Annotated in this window: 17 protein-coding genes; 3 read left to right on the plus strand and 14 right to left on the minus strand. The window is 59.9% G+C overall.

All coding sequences use genetic code 11. The features are described from left to right. Positions 1–146: 146 nt before the first annotated feature. The 6 genes from WH50_RS11475 to gabT form a co-directional block, all read right to left on the minus strand. Positions 147–761, minus strand: coding sequence for a hypothetical protein (locus tag WH50_RS11475; RefSeq protein WP_110187428.1), 615 nt, complete (start codon positions 759–761; stop codon positions 147–149). Next, positions 758–1,393, minus strand: coding sequence for a YiiX/YebB-like N1pC/P60 family cysteine hydrolase (locus tag WH50_RS11480; protein ID WP_110187429.1), 636 nt, complete (start codon positions 1,391–1,393; stop codon positions 758–760). Before WH50_RS11480 ends, WH50_RS11475 begins: the two co-directional genes overlap by 4 nt. 225 nt (positions 1,394–1,618) lie before the next feature. Continuing rightward, positions 1,619–2,890, minus strand: coding sequence for a T3SS effector HopA1 family protein (locus WH50_RS11485; RefSeq protein WP_110187430.1), 1,272 nt, complete (start codon positions 2,888–2,890; stop codon positions 1,619–1,621). Positions 2,891–2,972: 82 nt separating this feature from the next. Beyond that, positions 2,973–3,461 carry an Lrp/AsnC family transcriptional regulator gene (locus WH50_RS11490; RefSeq protein WP_104156918.1) on the minus strand — a complete coding sequence of 163 codons (489 nt, stop codon included), beginning with the start codon at positions 3,459–3,461 and terminating at the stop codon, positions 2,973–2,975. Positions 3,462–3,559: 98 nt separating this feature from the next. Beyond that, positions 3,560–4,222 (minus strand): HAD family hydrolase, encoded by a 663-nt coding sequence (locus tag WH50_RS11495; RefSeq protein WP_110187431.1) that lies wholly within the window; start codon positions 4,220–4,222, stop codon positions 3,560–3,562. Between the two features lie 218 nt (positions 4,223–4,440). Then, positions 4,441–5,733, minus strand: coding sequence for a 4-aminobutyrate--2-oxoglutarate transaminase (gene gabT, locus WH50_RS11500; RefSeq protein ID WP_110187432.1), 1,293 nt, complete (start codon positions 5,731–5,733; stop codon positions 4,441–4,443). 275 nt (positions 5,734–6,008) lie between these two features. Between gabT and WH50_RS11505 the strand changes: the two genes are divergently transcribed. From WH50_RS11505 to WH50_RS11515, 3 genes are all read left to right on the plus strand, one after another. Continuing rightward, entirely contained in the window at positions 6,009–6,935 is a 927-nt protein-coding gene (locus WH50_RS11505) for a 2-hydroxyacid dehydrogenase (RefSeq protein ID WP_110187448.1), read from the plus strand. Positions 6,936–7,026: 91 nt separating this feature from the next. Then, the gene (locus WH50_RS11510) at positions 7,027–8,028 is read left to right on the plus strand and encodes an AAA family ATPase (RefSeq protein WP_110187433.1); all 1,002 of its coding nucleotides are present in this window, start codon (positions 7,027–7,029) and stop codon (positions 8,026–8,028) included. Then, positions 8,025–8,579 carry a hypothetical protein gene (locus tag WH50_RS11515; protein ID WP_110187434.1) on the plus strand — a complete coding sequence of 185 codons (555 nt, stop codon included), beginning with the start codon at positions 8,025–8,027 and terminating at the stop codon, positions 8,577–8,579. Before WH50_RS11510 ends, WH50_RS11515 begins: the two co-directional genes overlap by 4 nt. A gap of 79 nt (positions 8,580–8,658) precedes the next feature. Here the strand turns inward: WH50_RS11515 and WH50_RS11520 are convergent, their stop codons facing one another. The 8 genes from WH50_RS11520 to WH50_RS11555 all read right to left on the minus strand — a co-directional run bounded on the left by WH50_RS11520 (position 8,659) and on the right by WH50_RS11555 (position 18,570). Continuing rightward, positions 8,659–10,134 carry an NAD-dependent succinate-semialdehyde dehydrogenase gene (locus WH50_RS11520; RefSeq protein WP_110187435.1) on the minus strand — a complete coding sequence of 492 codons (1,476 nt, stop codon included), beginning with the start codon at positions 10,132–10,134 and terminating at the stop codon, positions 8,659–8,661. Between the two features lie 138 nt (positions 10,135–10,272). Continuing rightward, complete coding sequence (gene argE / locus WH50_RS11525; protein ID WP_104157244.1) at positions 10,273–11,427, minus strand: acetylornithine deacetylase; 1,155 nt, start codon at positions 11,425–11,427, stop codon at positions 10,273–10,275. Then, on the minus strand, positions 11,424–12,611 hold the full coding sequence (locus WH50_RS11530; RefSeq protein WP_207780269.1) for an NAD(P)/FAD-dependent oxidoreductase: 1,188 nt from the start codon (positions 12,609–12,611) through the stop codon (positions 11,424–11,426). Before WH50_RS11530 ends, argE begins: the two co-directional genes overlap by 4 nt. After that, positions 12,608–14,044: an FAD/NAD(P)-dependent oxidoreductase gene (locus WH50_RS11535; protein WP_110187436.1), complete on the minus strand. Its 1,437-nt coding sequence runs from the start codon at positions 14,042–14,044 to the stop codon at positions 12,608–12,610. Before WH50_RS11535 ends, WH50_RS11530 begins: the two co-directional genes overlap by 4 nt. Continuing rightward, positions 14,023–14,334, minus strand: coding sequence for a (2Fe-2S)-binding protein (locus WH50_RS11540; protein WP_104157246.1), 312 nt, complete (start codon positions 14,332–14,334; stop codon positions 14,023–14,025). The genes WH50_RS11535 and WH50_RS11540 overlap by 22 nt, the downstream gene beginning before the upstream one ends. Before the next feature lie 560 nt (positions 14,335–14,894). Continuing rightward, positions 14,895–16,760, minus strand: coding sequence for an ABC transporter ATP-binding protein (locus tag WH50_RS11545; protein ID WP_110187437.1), 1,866 nt, complete (start codon positions 16,758–16,760; stop codon positions 14,895–14,897). A gap of 11 nt (positions 16,761–16,771) precedes the next feature. Next, entirely contained in the window at positions 16,772–17,617 is an 846-nt protein-coding gene (locus tag WH50_RS11550) for an ABC transporter permease (RefSeq protein ID WP_110187438.1), read from the minus strand. Continuing rightward, complete coding sequence (locus tag WH50_RS11555; RefSeq protein WP_110187450.1) at positions 17,614–18,570, minus strand: ABC transporter permease; 957 nt, start codon at positions 18,568–18,570, stop codon at positions 17,614–17,616. Before WH50_RS11555 ends, WH50_RS11550 begins: the two co-directional genes overlap by 4 nt. Positions 18,571–18,588 lie beyond the last annotated feature (18 nt).

The raw sequence follows: 18,588 nt of genomic DNA on the forward strand, positions 1-18,588 counted from the left end.
TTGGCTTGGCTTGGCTTGGCTGAAGCTAAAAGTCTTTTCAAAATATTCATAGTTAATAAAATATATTCATTCTTTATTTATAATGATTGACCACGAAATAAAACAGGCTTGGCAGTATTCCAAGCCTGTTTGTATTGGTGTTACTTCTAATGCTGGCCTGGGTAATGATCCATGCGCCAGAGAAAGTAATCCACGTCAAAGGATTGGTTGGAACGGATTCGGAACGCAGTAAATACTTTAATTTTTTCTGGATAATAAATAGGCGTTAGGTTTGTCAGGTCCGCGGGTAGTATACCGCATATGATACTTGTGGCTCCTGTAGGCCAGTATTGGGAGCCCGCTAATGAAAGTGTTACTACACTGTTATTATCACCCAGTAGCTCAATATCTGGCTCAATAAGTATTCCGGTGCTTCTGTCACGAATACCATTTCCGCGATATTTTTCTTTTGGTAACGGGTCTCCTGCATTGAAGCCGGGGGTATGATATAGATGCCAATAATCACTGCTAGAATATTTGTCAGAATTAAGCCCTATATGGATATTCTGGATACCTATACGGTTTATCTGCATCGGCTTATTGAATTTAAATGTTTGCCATTCCTCAGTGATATGGAAAGGCCCCATGATGCCCTGATCTTCAGGTTTGGTTTTGGTATAGCCCGGTAGTGGCTCTGGGTAATCCGAGTTGGCTTGGCTGCAACTCACCGCACCTGTCAGTAGCAAGCAGGCCGCCAGTAGAGTGTTAATCAGGAAACTCATTTGGCTCCCTCCAGACGGCCTACAAAATACAGCTGTTGCACATTGAGTATGCTACCGGGGCCAATGGTCGCGGCAGGTTTGTCGCTAAGGGGAATGCCTGCTACTTGAAACGCACGGAAGACCAGTTCGCTGCACATAAAGCTGGCATCTTCTCCCATGGGGCTGCTGGCGGCATCATTAATATCTTTCAGCGTCACGATGGCTCCTACGGCGCTGTAGCGCAAAAAGCCGGTGCGGGCTCCGGGCTGCAGGCCAACACGGGCAGCGCTCACGTTATCGTAGGGTTTACCTGCCTGTGAACGAGCCCAGTTAACCGCCAGTGCGATTTGAGAGTCTGTAGCGGTTTTGTGACGAAACACACCCGCAAAGGAATAGCCTCCATTAGCGAGCTTCATATAAAGAGTTTCTTTTGTCACACCGGGGGTGGGCATGGCATCAATTGCATCCCCGTTGCCCATGTAAAGCATCAGATGACTAAAAGGAGAGTTGGTGGTGACACGGATCATGCCTGAACCGCCCGTCCGGGAACGAACCGCAATAATATCGCCTCTGCGTAAATCACCGACGGTTAACCAGCTGGCGGTGTTATTCACCTGATCGGCAGTGGGTAAGGTATTGGGATACATGGCCATGGGGAGTTTCCTTGTTGTATGGCGGCTAAATACAACGATTGGCCCGACAACATGGCACTGACGAGTGCGAGGTAACGTACTGCAGTAGGACTACATCCCTGTCGTTACAGTCTCATCCCAGCTGAGACAATCGAAGGAGGGTACTTATAGCAAAGATGCCATTGACTGAGCAAACGCTTAGCCCGTGGCAGTATGGCAAAACGAGTAACATAGTTTGTCTGGTCTTTACGCCGGTAACTTTGAGGTTGCCAGAAAGGCCGGGTTTTCCCGGCTGTAGCCGTGGCGCTCGAAGGCATCGAGCAGCCTCTGCTCCAGTTTCCCCGGCCCTTTATCTTTAATAGCCTCTTCGATAATGGCGGCCCGTGCTTTGCCATAGCTGCCTCCTACTTCGCTGTCCTTAACAGATGATTCTGCATAGCTCAGGCCTCGCGCCACCGGGTGCATACCAATGGTTTTGTGCTCGACAAAAGCGTCGGGCGGCAGCATTTGCCGGAGTTTGCTGGTGAGTGCTTTGGCTTGTTCAAAATTTGGCGGCATGTAGATGATGCCCGATTCGGTGCGAGCACCCTGGCTCGACGGGGCGATCAACTTGGCTCCGATATGGGGGGTATGTGCCACCAGATGAGCCATCGCTTTGCCCAGCTGGGCGGCATATTCCGGTTTGACGTTGATGGTGATACGCGCTAACGGGTTCTCTTCAAGATTGGTGGGTGCCTTTTCTCTGATCCGCTCGAAACGGATGTTGGCACTCTCCGCTTTGTGGGGGATGCGCTTGGCCGTGTCGCTGTAGGGGATATAACTCATAGCACCATCGGTAAACTGCGATTTAGTAAGCAGCCTTCCTTCGTAGTGGTCACAGGTTTTTGCCATGGTGGAAACAAGGGCATGTAACTGGGGTTTGTCTAGCTTTTGCAGGCCCTGCGGGATGTTGCTGGTAATTTTGGAGTAAATCTGCCGATCGTTTAACCATGGTGTCTTCTTATGCTCTTTGGCCATCTCGGTGGCAAGGTCGAGCAACGAGTGATGGACATAACGGCTGGGTGTTTCAGGTGTAGCGTTACCCTGCATGCCGCCCATGAGCTTCTGCGCCAGACCGCCACGGGGTGGCGTGGCATAGGGTGGGGGGGCTGCGCTGCTACTGGCTTCGGCCGCGGCTGGGCGGCGTTGTGGGGTAGCCCAGCCGGGTACACCGAACCCGGCGCTTTCGGCAGCGGAGCGCTTGCTATTGAGAACATCAGCAATGGCCGAGCTGCGCGAGCCGAGGGAGCCTTCACTGAGGCGATGGCTGAACAGCTCTTTGGTCGCCTTGAAGAACCCCAGCTTGCCGCTGTCCTGCCGGTTGACCTGATATTCACCGGAGGGCATGAGCCGTACCTGATACTCGTTGCCGCCAACCTTGACCTTGCCACGCAGGGCCAGTTCAGACGGGCGGATACTTGCGTTTTTAAGCTCCTCGACACTGGCGAAGGAGGGAGTTTGAGAGTTGACGCGGGGCATGGCGGGCAAGGCTCCGAAGCAGCAGCGGACTTGTCTTGAGTGAGCCTGCCGACGGATCAGGTTCCCCTGCCCGGAGCACCGCTCAGCTGCGCAGCAGCTTTTTCAGCGGCATATCTTCCTTGATCACCGGCGACTTGATGACGATGTAGCTGAAGTACTTGGCCACGCCGATATTACGGTCGACGATGTCTTCGATCACTTCCTGATAATGCTGGATATTGCGGGTCAGAAAGCGCACCAGATAGTCGTAGCCACCGCTGATCAGATGGCACTCCATCACTTCATCAATCTGGCGGATATTGGCTTCGAACTTGACGAAGTCTTCGCGCTTGTGACCGGTGAGGGAGACTTCGGTAAAGACCGTGACAAATTCGGTGATCTTCGACAGGTTGAGAAAGGCCTTGTAGCTGGTGATATAACCGGCGCTTTCCAGACGCTTGACCCGCTGCAGACAGGGGCTGGCAGACAGCCCGACCGCATCGGCCAGACTGACGTTGGTCATGCGGCCGTTTTTCTGTAACTGCGTAAGGATGTTGATATCAATCTTGTCCAGCTTGGTGCCCATCGACATGGCGTGCCTCTCATACTGCTGTTACCGCCAAGGCGTACGTCTGGCGTATAAGTAACGTGGCGCAGCATTTTCTGCTGCGTGTAGCGGCTTAAGCACAATCAGTGCCGTAATGACTCCTGATGCTGGAAAACCAGCTCGGCCAGGCTGGAAATCCTCAATGTGGTCTTCGGTTGTTTCTTCATCAGGCTGCCCGGACGCTGCAGCAGACAGATGGCCGGGTAGCTGTTCTTGGCGGCCAGACAGGCATTGGTCACCAGCAGCAGATGGTCGGGATAGACCCCGCGCTCGGCCAGCTGACGCTTTTCTTCCTCCGGCGTTTCACCCCGGATAATCACCTCTTTGGCACTGACGCCCAGACGTTCACACAGGGAAGGCACGTCTTCGGTTTCGCGGTCACAGCGCACCAGCACCCGATAGAATTTGCGCAGATACAAAAGCGCGCCCGGTGCATCCTCAAACAACGGCCAGTTCACCACCGCGCGGGCAAAGCGCAGGCTCTCGCGCCAGCTGGGCTGGTAGCCGTGGCTCTCCATCAGCTGCCGGTAGGCAAAGCACAGGCAACCGGTGAAGCCCAGCTCTGACAGCCGGGGCATCAGCTCATTCAGGGTGCGGTGATAATCCGACATCAGCTGCTGGCGGTTGAGCGCATCGTGCGGCAGATTCTGCTGGAATTGCTGCAGTGCCGACCAGATGCCCGATTCGTGATCGATCAGCACGCCATCGCAATCGATCAGCAGGGCCTGATAGTCCGTCAGGTGCATAGTGGCTCCTTAACTTATGCCGTCACGGTGCGGTAGGTGCTGCTCCTGATGGCAAAGGGTGGCGACAAAGATGGCTGCAAAGGCAGGGGCAGGCAGAGCGCTGCCCCCTTGTGACATAGTGGTGACGTTTTATTCAGCACTATTTGTTCAACAATATGAGCTGCAATGGTGCACGGCATAGTCTGCCGTGCCCATTTCCGTGCTCGTGCCGGTCAGGCTTAGCCCAGCACCTTGCTGCAGGCGCGCTCCAGCATGGCCAGTGCCTCGTTCAGCTGGTCATCACTGGTGACCAGCGGCGCCAGGAAGCGAATCACGTTGCGTTGCACACCGCACTTGATCACCAGCAGGCCCTGCTCACGACAGGCATCAATGATCTTCTGCGCGGTATCGGCATCGGCGCTGCGGGCGTCATCGGCCTTGATGATTTCCATCGCCAGCATAAAGCCGGTACCACGGACGTCGCCGATCTGGGCAAATCGCGACTGCAGGCTCTGCAGACCTTCCTTCAGGCCGTGGCCAAGGCGCTGGCCCTGTTGCAGCAGATTGTCCTGCTCAAAGATATCCATCACCGCCAGTGCCGCGGCGCAGGCCAGCGCATTACCGCCATAGGTGCCACCCAGACCACCGGGGGCGGGCGCATCCATGATGGCGGCCTTGCCGACCACACCTGACAGCGGCAGACCGCCGGCCAGACTCTTGGCCACCGTGACCAGATCGGGCTGGATACCGGCATGCTCGAAGCCAAACATGGTGCCGGTACGGCCAAAACCGGCCTGAATTTCATCAACAATGAGCACAATCCCGTGCTCTTCGGTGATCTTGCGCAGTGCTTGCAGGAAGGGTGCCGGAGCGGGCAGGAAACCGCCATCGCCCTGTACCGGTTCAACAATAATGGCGGCCACACGGTCAGGAGCGACGTCGGTCTGGAAAACTTCCTGTAGGGCGGCCAGCGCCTTTTCCGTGGTCATGCCGCGGTATTCGTTGGGATAGGGGGTGTGGAACACTTCTGGCGCGAACGGGCCGAAGTTCTGTTTGTACGGCTGGCTCATGCCCGTCAGACTGCAGCCCAGCAGGGTGCGGCCATGAAAGCCACCGCGGAAGGAGATCACTGCCGGGCGGTTGGTGTAGCCGCGGGCAATCTTCACCGCATTTTCTACTGCTTCCGCGCCGGAGGTGAACAGCGCCGACTTGTAGGCTTCACCCTTGCCAACCAGCTGGTTCAGGCGACGGCATACTTCGATATAGGGTTCATAGGCGACCACCTGAAAGCAGGCGTGAGAAATGTTGGCCAGCTGTGCCTGTACCGCGGCGGTGACCTTGGGATGATTGTGGCCGACGTTGAGGACGCCAATGCCGCCGACGAAGTCCAGATAGCGGTTGCCGTCGGCATCCCACAGTTCGGCACCCTGTGCTCTGGCGATGGCCAGCGGGTGGGCGGTCAGTACGCCGCGGGCAGTATGCTGGCTTTTCTGCTCCAGCAGGGCGGCAGTGTGAGTGGTTGATGCAGTCATGGCGTGCTCCGGGTGAAATGCGTGAGGCATAAACAACGGTGATGACTGTTAGGGTACGAGATCAGCAGAAATGCCTACGCCAAACTTGCCGCGTCGCACCACAGGATTGACTGTTGTTGGTGGCCCAAACAGTACAAAGTACCGGCCTGGTGGAATCTGCGTTTTGCCCCGTACAGGGCGGCCAATTTGCCCGGCCGCAGTGGAAAGAACCGCAGAATCTGCGCAGCACGGCAGGCAAGATAAAAGCCATCCGATCATGCTTTCAGGAATGTTCTATGAGTCTTCTCTACAAGTCCGATCCGCAGCGCGGTCAGCGCTGGCAGCAGCTGTTTGCCGAGCAGGCGGCAGAGATCGCCTTTCATCAGTGGCCTGAACGCCAGCACGGCGATGACATCCGTTATCTGGTGGCGTGGGAGCTGCCGGATAACCTGCTGCAGCGCTTTCCCAAACTGGAAGTGCTGTTCGCCGTCTCGGCCGGTGTGGATCAGCTCAATATGGCTGCGGTGCCTGCCCATATCCCGGTGGTGCGGATGCTCGACCCTGGTATCAGCCGCGGCATGGTGGAATATGCCTGCTTTGCGGTGATGAGCCTGCACCGCGATATGCTGCGTTACCGCCAGCAACAGCAGCAGGGGGTGTGGCAGTCGCACCCGCTGGTGCCGGCCAGTCGGCGCCGTATCGGTGTGATGGGGCTGGGCCAGCAGGGGCAGAATGTGCTGAATGCCCTGCAGCCCTTTGGTTTCCCGCTGTCGGCCTGGTCGCGCCGCCCCCATCAGCTGGCCGGGGTGACCTGCTATGCCGGTGAGGAACAGTTGGGCGAGTTTCTGGCACAGAGCGATATTCTGATCTGCCTGCTGCCGCTGACCCCGGCGACCGAAGGCATCCTCAATCAGTCGCTGTTTGACCAGCTGCCCAGAGGCGCCGCGCTGATCAATATGGGCCGCGGTGGCCATCTGCAGGAAGCAGACCTGCTGGCCGCCCTGAACAGCGGCCAGCTATCCGCCGCCGTGCTGGATGTGCTGCAGCAGGAACCGGCCAGTGCCGACCATCCGTTCTGGCAGCACCCACAGATTCTGCTGACGCCGCATATCGCCGCCGCCACGCAACCCGACAGCGCCTTTGAGGTGCTGCTGGCCAATATCCGCCGCTATGAGCGTGGCGAACCGATGCTGGGTGTTGTGGATAGGGAAGAGGGGTATTGAGGGCAGATACTACACTGTCACTGGACGCTCTATGCAAAGCTGGATAAGTTGAGCCCTTGGATGGGTTGCCTGTGCCGATACGAGGAAAGTGATGTTAAGCCAACTGGATATAGAAAATTTTGGTGCATTCAAAGCCGCTCGCTTTGAGTTTTCACCGGCAATCAATGTCTTTGTTGGAGAGAATGGCACAGGCAAAACTCATGTCATGAAGCTGCTTTATTGCCTTCAGCAGCAGGGTAAAAGCGGCGATACCCTGAAGCAGAAGCTGGTGACCGTCTTTCGTCCTTCAGAAGGGAAAGTATCCCGGCTGATTAATCGCAAAAAAGGCTCCAATAGCGCCAGAGTGGTACTTCAGGAGAAGGAGGCCGGGCAGCTTGAGCTGACGTTTGATAGTACACGTCACGGTGGCTTCCGGTTAAGCGGGGCGCTGCAAGGGTCGAGTGAGCCCGTCTATATACCCGTGAAGGAGGTACTTTCCTTTGCGCCGGGTTTTATCTCCCTTTACGACAAGTATGAGCTGAACTTTGAAGAGATTTATTACGACATCATCAAGCAAGCCTACTTGCCGGCACGCAAAGGTTCTCCCTTGCACGATGAAAAGCCGCTGCTTGAGCTGATTCGTAAAACGGTCGGTGGCAAGGTCAGTCTGAGTGGCGAAGAGTTTCAGCTCGTGGCGGGCAGCTCAAAACTAGAGATGTCGCTGGTCGCCGAAGGTCATCGCAAACTGGCGCTGATTTGGCAATTGATTCATAACGGCTCGCTGTTCACCAACAACACCCTGTTTTGGGATGAACCTGAGGCGAATCTAAACCCAGCCTTGATGCAAAACATCGCCAGTATTCTGATTATGCTGGCCGAGCGAGGCGTGCAGGTATTCTTGGCAACCCACAATTATGCCTTCCTGAAAGAGCTGGAATTTGCCCGGGCCAGTAAAGTGCAGGTGAATTATTTCGCGCTGGAGAACACCAAAGAAGATGGCGTGGTGTGCCATGCGTTCTCTCATTACAAAGACATCACTCCAAATAAAATCGCGGACGAATATCTCCGGCTGTATGACCTGGAGGTTCTACAGGCACTGGGAGGTGCTAAGTGAGTGCATGGGATGACAATCCTGACTGGGTGGAAAAAGACCTGTATTTTGATTTCTCAGCAGCCAGCAAGGTTATCAAGCTCGATGCCGGTGGCCACGATGGCCATGGATTGAGTCACTTACTGAAGTCAGTGGATTTCGTTATTGAATGGCCAGAATCCTTGTGGCTGGTAGAGGTGAAAGATCCTGAAGATGGCACTATTCCGCCTGCCCACCAACAGCGCAATCGCGACGAGTTTGTCTCTGCACTGCAAGGTGAAACACTGATCACGCAACACCTCTTTCCCAAATTACGCGATTCACTGATCTATTTAGGAATGGATGTCGGTATTCTCGACAAGCCTTTGTGCTATATCACCCTGATCGGGCTGACTGAGCTGGAACCTGCGCAGTTTCAGGGGCTGGCTGATCGTCTGAGAAAGCAGCAGTGGCTGGCAGGGCCAAAACACCGAGGCTGGAGGAAACGCTTTGATGTGGTATGTGCCAATGTCGCTCTGTGGAACCGGGTGTTTAGTAACTGCCCGGTGACTCGAATCAGTGAGCAGCACGCCTAGGCAGCAGACCGGTTGCTTATTCATGAGCTAATCAGGGCAAACCCCCTCCCTGCGGTTTGCCTGCATTTAAAAACGTCGCTTACAGCCCGCCGATATGCAGGGCCTTCACTTCCAGATACTCATCCAGACCGTACTTCGAGCCTTCGCGGCCCAGCCCTGACTGCTTGATGCCGCCGAACGGCGCCACATCCATGGAAATGATGCCGGTGTTGAGGCCGACCATGCCGAATTCCAGCGCTTCGCCCACCCGCCATGAACGGCTCATATTCTGGGTGAAGTAGTAAGCACCGAGGCCGAAAGGCGTGGCGTTGGCGATGGCCAGTGCTTGCTCTTCGGTACTGAAGCGCAGCAGTGGCGCGACCGGGCCGAAGGTTTCTTCCTGCGCCAGCTGCATCTCAGTGTGGCATCCGCCCAGCACCGTGGGCGTCACGTACAGGCTGTCGCCGTCGGGAATTGCGCCGGTCAGCAGGGTCGCGCCCTGACTCAGGGCATCCTCAATATGGCGTTTGACCTTACTTACCGCCGCCGCGTTGATCAGCGGGCCAATGGTTACCCCCGGTTCCATACCGTGGCCGACTTTGAGCTTGCGCACTTCTTCCACCAGCCGCGCGGCGAAGCGGTCGTAGATACCTTCCTGCACCAGAATGCGGTTGGCGCAGACGCAGGTCTGACCGGCATTGCGGAACTTGCTCAGCATCACCCCGGCCACCGCCTGTTCCAGATCGGCATCATCAAACACGATAAAGGGCGCGTTGCCGCCCAGCTCCAGACTCATGCGCTTGATATGGGCAGCGCTCTCTTCCATGAGCAGGCGGCCGACGGCGGTCGAGCCGGTAAAGGTGATCTTGCGCACGGTGCCGTTGCCGGTCAGCTCCTGACCGATGGCCGCAGGCTGGCCGGTAACCACGCTGAACACCCCGGCAGGAATGCCGACGCGCTCGGCCAGCACTGCCAGTGCCAGTGCTGACAGCGGCGTCAGGTCGGCTGGTTTGACGATGATCGGGCAGCCCGCGGCCAGTGCCGGTGCGCATTTGCGGGTGATCATGGCATTGGGGAAGTTCCACGGGGTGATGGCGGCGCAGACCCCCACCGGTTGTTTCAGAGTCAGCAAGCGGCGGTCATTGCTGGGGCAGGGGATAGTCTCGCCGTAACTGCGGCGCGCTTCTTCGGCGAACCATTTGACGAAGCTGGCGCCGTAGCGGATTTCACCCTGCGCTTCGGCGTAGGGTTTGCCCTGTTCGCTGGTCATGATCAGCGCCAGATCATCGACGTTATCCAGCATGGCCTGATACCAGCGCTCCAGATAGCCTGCCCGTTCGGCCGCCGGTTTGGCCTTCCATGTGGCCCAGCTGGCGTCGGCGGCGGCAATGGCGCGGCGGGTTTCTTCCGCACCGAGATTGGGGATGGTGGCAATGCACTGGCCATCGGCGGGGTTGATCACCTCCAGCGTGGCGCCGTTGTCGGCCTCGACCCATTCGCCGTTGATGTAGGCTCGGTTGACCAGCAGGCTGGGGTCATTGAGCTGGGCCTGCAGGGTGGAGCAAAGAAAAGCCATGTTGCACTCCTCAGCGCTTTTTTGCGCAAAAAGTTGCCTGTTGCGCCCCGGATACAGGGCGCAAGGAGAATGATAAGAACCTGCTGCGTGAGCGCGTGGGCCGGTTCCGGGAATGAGTCTGCGCTGTTGGCGCGTGGATCAGCTGATGCTGGCGACCACAGCGCGCAGCAGGGCCTGACAGGCTTCCAGCTGCGTCAGCTCGACATACTCATCGGGCTTGTGGGCCTGTTCGATGGAGCCGGGGCCGCACACCACCACCGGCACATCGAAGTGCTCGGCAAACAGCCCGCCTTCGGTGCCAAAGGCCACCTTCAGCTGCTGAGTGTCTGGTTTGGCCAGCCCGGCCAGAAAGCGCACAGCCTCGACACTGGGATGGGTATCCAGCCCCGGATAGGCATTGAGCAGCTGGATGTCGATAGCCGCCTTGCTGTTCGGGCAGTCCGTCAGGGCACGGGCGACGATCTGCTCGGCCTGCTGCTGCAACTGCTCCAGCAGGGTGTCGACGTCGTCGCCCGGCAGGTGGCGAATCTCGAATTCCATCTCGCAGCGATTGGGCACGATATTCAGTGCCTTGCCGCCGTCGATGGTGCCGACATGCACGGTGCTGTAGGGCACATCGTAGGCATCGTCCTGCCTGCCACTGCTGCGCAGTTGCTGCTGGGTCTGGCGCAGGGCACCGACAAAGTCGCTGGCCAGATGGATGGCATTGACCGACAACGGTGCCAGCGAGGAATGGGCTTCCTGCCCGTGGCAGCAGACCTGATAGGAGGCCTTGCCTTTGTGGCCAACGGCGAACTGCATATTGGTCGGCTCGCCAATCAGGCAGAGGAAGGGTTTGAGGCTGGGCTGATCGAGAATATCCAGCAGCCGCCGCACGCCGACGCAGCCAATTTCTTCATCGTAAGACAGCGCCAGATGCACCGGCCGCTGCAGCGGTTGGTCAGCTGCTTCCAGCATCACCGCGATAGCGACCGCAATAAAACCCTTCATGTCACAGCTGCCGCGCCCATAGACCCGGCCTTCCCTGAGGGTGGCGGTGAAGGGCTCGACACTCCAGGCCTGTCCGGCGGCAGGCACCACATCGGTGTGCCCCGACAGCAGGATCCCGGGCACGCCACTGGGGCCGATGCTGGCAAACAGATTGGCCTTCTGGCCGCTGTCGTCGTGCACCAGAGTGCTGGCGATGCCACGGCTGGCCAGCAGCTCGCGCACATAGTGGATCAGCGCCAGATTGGAGTCGGCGGAGACGGTATTGAAGCCGATCAGGCGGCTGAGAATGTCTACAGGGGTCATACAGCTACACGCTCGCGCTGTTCCGCAGCGGCAAAGCGGCGGATATGGAAGGAGTCGATATGGGTGGAGGTCTGGCCGGTACTGAGCAGTTCGGCCATCACTTCACCCACGCCCGGGCCGAGCTGGAAACCGGCGCCGCAGAAGCCGAAGGCGTAATACAGGCCTTCTACCTGCGAGCTTGGGCCCATCACCGGCAGGGAGTCGGGCAGGTAGCTTTCGATCCCTGACCAGCTGCGGATGATGTTGATATTGCCTAGCTGCGGGATCACCCGGCGCATCTGCTGCATTTGCAGCACCATGGCCTGCGGCTCGAAACTGACCCGACGGCTGACCATGTCCGGCGTGGCGCGGTGACAGCCGCCGATGATGATGTTGCCGCGGGGAATCTGGCGGAAATACACCACTTCCTCTTCCAGCTGGGTGTACACACCGATGACCGTCTTCAGCCGGTAGGGCAGCGGCTCGGTCACGCTCATCTGCGGCCCGCGGGGCACCAGCGGTACGGGCTCACCGAACTGGGCGGAAAGCCTGTCGCCCCAGGCACCGGCGGTGATCAGCAGCTGTGCGGAGCGGAACTCACCCTGACCTTCGGTCTGCACCCGGAAGCCGCTGCCGGTTTTCTCCACCTGACTGACTTCTACCCCTTCCAGCACGTCGGCCCCGGCACGGCGGGCGGCACGGGCAAAAGCGGGAGCGGCCAGCCGCGGGTTGGCATGGCCATCGTGCGGGGCATAGGAGCCACCGACGACGTCGGCGCCGAGATAGGGAAAGCGCTCGCGCAGCGCCTTGCCGCTCAGCACCTGCAGCTCCAGTTCGCGGGCTTCCGGTGCCGCGGCATAGGCTTCCAGCTCGGCAATCTGCGCCTGCTGATAGCACACTCGCATATGGCCGCTGGGCAGAAATTCCAGATCGTCATCAATCAGTTCCGGCAGTCGGCTCCACAGGGCGCGGGAGCGATTGGCCAGATCCAGCTGGCACAGATAGCGACCCTGACGGCGGACATTGCCGAAGTTCACGCCACTGGCGTACTGGCCGATCATGTCGCGCTCCAGCAGGATCACCGACAGGCCGCGCTGGCGCAGGAAGAAGGCCGAGGCGGCGCCCATAAAGCCGCCGCCGACGATGATGACGTCCGCCTCACGGTGATGAATCGGGCTAGTGCGGGTGGTGGCCATCAGGCTCATGACAGCACCTCCGGGGCTGGCTGTTGCATACTTTCCTGTGGTGCAGGGTCTGTCGGCTCCACGGCATAGAGACTGATGGGCAGCGGCTTGACCGGTGCCTGTCCGCGCTGACGACCGACTACTTGCAGCGGTTCACCGCTGGCGGCGGCGATCACTTCGGCACCGACATGAGCGCAGTAACGGCCCTGACAGCGGCCCATCCCCACCCGGCTGAACGCCTTGGCACGGTTGACTTCAAGCGCACCTTTAGCCTGCACGGTACGGCGCAGTTCGCCAGCGCTGATCATTTCGCAGCGACAGATGATGGTGTCATCACTGAGCTGGGCGGCATGCTGGGCGGGCCAGGGGAAGGCTTCACTGAGGCCCTGAGCGAAGCGGCTGAGTACCGCCAGCTCACTGTGCAGTTGCTGCTGGCGGGCTGCCAGCTCCGGCGTAGCGCGATTGAGATCCTGCAGCAGGGCAATGGCGGCCAGCTCTCCGGCCCGCTCGGCGGCGTCGGCACCGCGAATACGCGCACCGTCGCCAGCGGCATAGACCTGTGGCACCGAGGTGCGGCCCAGATCATCCAGCTGCAGCAGCCACTGGCGGCTCAGCTCATCAAACTGGAAGGCACAGCCCGCCAGATCGGCCAGCTGGGTCTCCGGGCGCAGGTGATAGCCGAGGGCCAGCGCATCACAGCAGATTTCGCTGACGCTGCCATCGGCGCGGGCAAAGCGGATGGCGCTGACGCCGCTGTCGGTGGAACCCAGCACTTCCAGCGGGCGGATACCAAAATGCAGCGATACGCCGTGGCGCAGCAGATCGGCCAGCAACAGTGAACCGCGGGCGGTCAGCGGGGCACGGCTGAGCAGTTTAGGCAACGCGCTCAGGCGTTTGCTGAACGCCGAGGTATCGAGCACCGCGGCCACATTGGCTCCGGCTTTCAGATACTGGCTGGCGACCAGATAGAGCAGCGGGCCGCTGCCCATGAAGACCACTTCATGGCCAATGGATACCGCCTGATTCTTCAGTGCAATCTGGGCGCCGCCGAGGCTGTAGGTGCCCGCCAGCTGCCAGCCCTTCACCGGCATCACCCGGTCGGTGGCTCCGGTGCAGAGCAGCAGGTGGTCGTAGTCCAGCTCCAGCGGGCGGCCCTGCTGGTGGGCATAGAGCCGCTGCCCGCTGAGGTGCCAGGCGCTGGTGTCAGAGTAGTAATCAAGCTCGGGGCGCAGCTGGTCGAAGCTGTCGTGCAGGGCTTTGGCCTTGTCGGCTTCGCTGCCATACAGGGTGCGGTAATCGCGCTGGAAGCCCTCGGGCTGACGCCGGTAGATCTGTCCGCCATCGCGGCGGTTTTCATCGATCAGGGTGGGGCGCAGGCCATGTCTGACCAGGGTTTCGGCGCAGCGTACCCCGGCAGGTCCGGCCCCGACGATCAGGATTCGTGAACTGGCCATGCTGCCTCCGGTTGATAGGTAAGAATGTCCATGCCGCTGCTGACAGGGGTAGAGCAGGCCCGCAGCCGTTCGCCCTGTCGGGTCCATACCCAGCAGTCCTGACAGGCGGCCATCAGGCAGAAACCGGCGCGCAGGCCGCTGTCGAATTCCGACTGGCGCAGATGACGGCTCTGGGTCAGCAGCGCCACCATCAGGGTATCGCCTTCAAGGGCGTCCACTGGCTGACCATTGACCTGCAGGGTGACCCGCGGGCGGTGCTGTTCGTCCAGCCGGACAAAGCGAGAGATCATGTGTGCAATCCCTATCCCGTAGTTATTTCGTTTACTGCATGTTGCAACGTGAAGAGGGGATGAATGACACCCTGCCGGGTGCCCCCTCTCCCTGAATCTCTCTCCCGCGAGGGGAGAGGGACCTGGTGTGTCTTACTGCCGAGGCAGGTTGTCCTTGTGGTGTTGCTGCATGCAGCCCACTTTGCCAACCGCGTAGCTCCGTGCCGCGGGTTACTCCCTCTCCCGCAAGGGGAGAGGGACTTTGTCTGAGCCATTCTCGAGCATCGAATTTTTACTCCGCACACAGCATGCGGCGACCAGACACCCATTTTGCCAACCACACCGATCAGTGCCGCTGGTTACCCCTCTCCCTAAATCCCTCTCCCGCAAGGGGAGAGGGACTTTATCAGAGCCATTCTCGAGCATCGAATTCTTGCTCTGCACACAGCATGCGGCGACCAGACACCCATTTTGCCAGCCACACCAATCAGCTCCCCTCGCCCCTTGTGGGAGAGGGGCCGGGGGAGAGGGGGCAATCCTGCCACACCGTACAGATCCTCTCGCTCGCGAAGAAAATATCTCTACCCATTCACCTTATACAGTCGGGGTTCCTGTGCGCTGGGCTGTGCCAGCACCGGCAGGAGCGGCAGCATGGCCTCTTCGTCCAGATGACAGAGGGTGACGCTGCCGCTGCTCAGGGTCTTGCGACCCGGTGCGGTGCTGTTGCACAGGCCGTTGATGCGTTTCGGACAGCGGTCGAGGAAGGTACAGAGTTCGCCGTTGTCTTGATAGTCATCCAGCGCAGGTAGTTCCAGACGGGCCAGATCGCGGTTTTCTTCCAGCCAGCCCTGTCGCAGTTCCGGCACCGAGCGCACCAGCAGGTCGGTGTAAGGGTGCGCGGGCGGTTCCAGCAGGGCGGAGGTGCTGCCGGTCTGCACCTGATGGCCCTGATACATCACCACCACGTCGTCACACAGGGCGCGAACGCTGGAGATGTCATGGCTGATAAACAGATAGGCCAGCCCCAGCTCCCTGCGCAGCTCGGCCAGCAGGTCGAGGATGGCCGCGCCGACCACGGTATCCAGCGCCGATGTTACCTCGTCACAGAGAATCAGATCCGGCTTGGCGGCCAGCGCCCGCGCCAGATTGACACGCTGTTTCTGGCCACCGGACAGGGCGCCGGGTTTGCGGTCGATCAGGGTATGCGGCAGCCGCACCTGATCCAGCAGCTCCAGCACCCGCTGGCGCTGGGCCTTGCCGGTCAGGCCGAAGTAGGCCTTGAGCGGGCGGCCAAGCAGGGTGCCGACGGTGTGCATGGGGTTGAGAGCGGTGTCGGCGTTCTGAAACACCAGCTGGATACGGCGGAACTGTTCGGCGCTGCGTTGTGACAGCTGGCCGGGCAGCTCTTCACCGCGGAATCTGACCTTGCCGCGGGCGGCGGGCAGCAGCCCGGCCACAACGCGAGCCAGCGTCGATTTGCCGGAGCCTGACTCACCGATAATGCCGATGGCCTGACCGGGGCGCAGCTCCAGTTCGATATCTTCCAGAATGCGACTGGCGGGCAGGCCAAGGCTGTCGGGTTTGCCGTAGCCCGCGATCAGCCCCTTGATGCTCAGCAGCGGTTCGGCTTCGGCAGGCAGGCGGGTGACGGCCTTGGGTTTGCCATGAGGGCGGGCGGCACCCAGCAGGCTGCGGGTGTAGGCATCGTCGGCATGATGCAGGATGCGCTCGGTGCGGTTGTGCTCGCGGATCTCGCCGCCGTTGAGCACCACGATGTGGTCAGCCATCTGCGCCACCACGGCCAGATCATGGGAGACATAAACGGCGGTGGCATTGCGGCGTTTGACTGCATCGCGGAAGGTTTGCAGCACTTCCACCTGAGTGGTCACGTCCAGCGCGGTGGTGGGCTCATCAAGAATCACCAGCAGCGGGTCAGCAATCAGGGCCATCGCCGCCATCAGTCGCTGCAGCTGGCCGCCGGACACCTGATGAGGGTAGCGCTGACCGATAGTCTCAGGGTTGGGCAGGGCCAGATCGCGGAACAGTTCGACGGCTTTGCGCTCCAGCTCGGCACGGCTGCCCACACCGTGCAGCAGCGCCGATTCGATCACCTGATCAAGCAGACGCTTGGACGGGTTGAACGCCGCTGCCGCACTCTGGGCAATATAGGCAATGCGATGGCCGCGCCACTGTTGCAGGGTCTTGTCATCCAGGCTGAGCACGTCGGTGCCGTCCACCCAGATTTCGCCCCCGGCAATGCGACAGCCATGGCGGGCATAGCCCAGCAGTGACAGCGCGATGGTGGTCTTGCCGGAGCCTGATTCACCGATCAGGGCCAGCACTTCACCCTTGCCCAGCGAGAAGCTGACATTACGCACAATTTCGATTTCACCGGCGCCGCCACGGGCGTTAACACGCAGGTTTTTGACGTGCAGAAGTTCAGTCATGAGGCCTCCGATCAGCGTCCGTTACGGTGAGAGGAAATGCGGTCAATCAGCAGATTGACGCCGACGGTCAGGGTGCCGATGGCCAGCGCTGGGGCAATCAGCGCCGCTGCGCCCTGGCTCAGGCCGCCAATGTTTTCCCGCACCAGTGAGCCGAGGTCGGCATCGGGCGGCTGTACACCGAGACCGAGGAAGCTCAGGCCGCTGAGCAGCAGCACGATAAACACGAAGCGCAGGCCGAGGTCTGCCAGCACCGGGTTGAGCATATTGGGCAGCATTTCGCGCAGGGCGATATACAGACGGCTTTCGCCACGGGTCTGAGCCACCTGCACGTATTCCATGGTGTAGAGGCTGGCCGCCAGACTGTAGGCAATACGGAAGGCGCCGGGGGCGTAGCCGATAATGGCGGTGATGATCAGCAGCGGCACCGAGCTGCCAAAACCGGCGACGATCACCAGAGCCAGCATCTTGCTGGGGATGGCGATCAGGGCGTCCATCAGACGGCAGATGCCGTCTTCCAGCCAGCGCGGTGACACCGCGGCGGCCAGTGCGATAAAGGTGCCGATCATGGAGGACAGCAGGGCGGCGACCAGTGCCAGCCCGACGGTATAACGGGCCGCCACCAGCATGCGGCTGAGCATGTCGCGGCCCATGTAGTCAGTGCCGAGCGGGTACTGGGCAGACAGCGGGCCGAAGATGTCATCTGACACCACCTGACCGACATCGTGAGGAGCCAGCCACGGGCCGATCACGGCCATTACCAGCCAGAACAGGCAGACCACGGCGCCCACGCTGCGCCAGGGGGAGGTGATCCTGGGCAGGGCCGAGGTGCGTGACGGATTGGATACGCTCGTACTCATCGGGTTCTCAGTCTCGGATTGGACAGGATGGCACTGACATCGGCGATCAGCACCAGCAACAGATAGCCACTGCAGAACAGCATGGTGCAGGCCTGCACCAGAGCGATATCACGGTTAGTCACGGCATCCACCATCAGGCTGGCAATGCCGGGATAGTTGAAGATGGTTTCGACGATCACCACCCCGCCGAACAGGTAGGACAGGCTCAGGGCGATGGCATTGGCAATCGGCCCGACGGCATTGGGCAGGGCGTGGACCAGCGCGATGCGCAGATTGCCAAGGCCTTTCAGTCTGGCCATTTCGGCATAGCTGCTGTCGAGCTGATCGACCACCGCAGCGCGGGTCATGCGGGCCATCTGGGCGACGATGACAAAACACAGGGTCATCACCGGCAGGGTATAGGTACGGATAAATGCCAGCGGTGAGGTGACGTCGCTGGCGTAGGACAGCGCCGAAAACCAGCGCAGTTTGACGGCAAAAATCAGCACCGCCAGGGTGGCAACCAGAAACTCGGGCACCGCTACCAGCGCCAGGGTCAGGGTGCTCAGGCATTTGTCCAGTCGTCCGCCACGGTAGATGGCAGCAGTGATGCCGAGCAGCAGCGCCACAGGAACGGAGACGACGGAGGTAACCAGCGCCAGCATCAGGGTGTTCCCCAGACGCCCCTGCAGCAGTTCGGTGACGGGCATGTTGTTGGTCATGGATTCGCCCAGATTGCCGCTGAGCAGGCCGCCGAACCAGTCCAGATAGCGGACGATGGCAGGCTGGTTGAGGCCCAGTTGCTGACGTAGGGCTTCGATCTGCTCTGGCGTGGCGAACTGGCCAAGAATCTGCTGGGCGGAGTCGCCGGGCAGGATGGCGGTGATGGCAAAGATCACCACGGAGACGATCAGCAGGGTCAGGACAGCGGCGGCCAGCCGTCTGCCGATCAACCACAGAATATGAGTGCTCATCTGTTCTCCCATCTGGCT

It is taken from the genome of Pokkaliibacter plantistimulans, from assembly GCF_003194385.1.
GTDB lineage: Bacteria > Pseudomonadota > Gammaproteobacteria > Pseudomonadales > Balneatricaceae > Pokkaliibacter > Pokkaliibacter plantistimulans.

What these genes read in the sequence shown, in the direction of transcription:
- WH50_RS11530 (WP_207780269.1), bottom strand. Translation starts at nt 12,611, where the DNA reads ATGAGCCTGATGGCCACCACCCGCACTAGCCCGATTCATCACCGTGAG.
- WH50_RS11510 (WP_110187433.1), top strand. Translation starts at nt 7,027, where the DNA reads ATGTTAAGCCAACTGGATATAGAAAATTTTGGTGCATTCAAAGCCGCT.
- gabT (WP_110187432.1), bottom strand. Translation starts at nt 5,733, where the DNA reads ATGACTGCATCAACCACTCACACTGCCGCCCTGCTGGAGCAGAAAAGC.
- WH50_RS11535 (WP_110187436.1), bottom strand. Translation starts at nt 14,044, where the DNA reads ATGGCCAGTTCACGAATCCTGATCGTCGGGGCCGGACCTGCCGGGGTA.
- WH50_RS11485 (WP_110187430.1), bottom strand. Translation starts at nt 2,890, where the DNA reads ATGCCCCGCGTCAACTCTCAAACTCCCTCCTTCGCCAGTGTCGAGGAG.
- WH50_RS11545 (WP_110187437.1), bottom strand. Translation starts at nt 16,760, where the DNA reads ATGACTGAACTTCTGCACGTCAAAAACCTGCGTGTTAACGCCCGTGGC.
- WH50_RS11555 (WP_110187450.1), bottom strand. Translation starts at nt 18,570, where the DNA reads ATGAGCACTCATATTCTGTGGTTGATCGGCAGACGGCTGGCCGCCGCT.
- argE (WP_104157244.1), bottom strand. Translation starts at nt 11,427, where the DNA reads ATGACCCCTGTAGACATTCTCAGCCGCCTGATCGGCTTCAATACCGTC.
- WH50_RS11490 (WP_104156918.1), bottom strand. Translation starts at nt 3,461, where the DNA reads ATGTCGATGGGCACCAAGCTGGACAAGATTGATATCAACATCCTTACG.
- WH50_RS11475 (WP_110187428.1), bottom strand. Translation starts at nt 761, where the DNA reads ATGAGTTTCCTGATTAACACTCTACTGGCGGCCTGCTTGCTACTGACA.
- WH50_RS11540 (WP_104157246.1), bottom strand. Translation starts at nt 14,334, where the DNA reads ATGATCTCTCGCTTTGTCCGGCTGGACGAACAGCACCGCCCGCGGGTC.
- WH50_RS11520 (WP_110187435.1), bottom strand. Translation starts at nt 10,134, where the DNA reads ATGGCTTTTCTTTGCTCCACCCTGCAGGCCCAGCTCAATGACCCCAGC.
- WH50_RS11495 (WP_110187431.1), bottom strand. Translation starts at nt 4,222, where the DNA reads ATGCACCTGACGGACTATCAGGCCCTGCTGATCGATTGCGATGGCGTG.
- WH50_RS11480 (WP_110187429.1), bottom strand. Translation starts at nt 1,393, where the DNA reads ATGGCCATGTATCCCAATACCTTACCCACTGCCGATCAGGTGAATAAC.
- WH50_RS11550 (WP_110187438.1), bottom strand. Translation starts at nt 17,617, where the DNA reads ATGAGTACGAGCGTATCCAATCCGTCACGCACCTCGGCCCTGCCCAGG.
- WH50_RS11505 (WP_110187448.1), top strand. Translation starts at nt 6,009, where the DNA reads ATGAGTCTTCTCTACAAGTCCGATCCGCAGCGCGGTCAGCGCTGGCAG.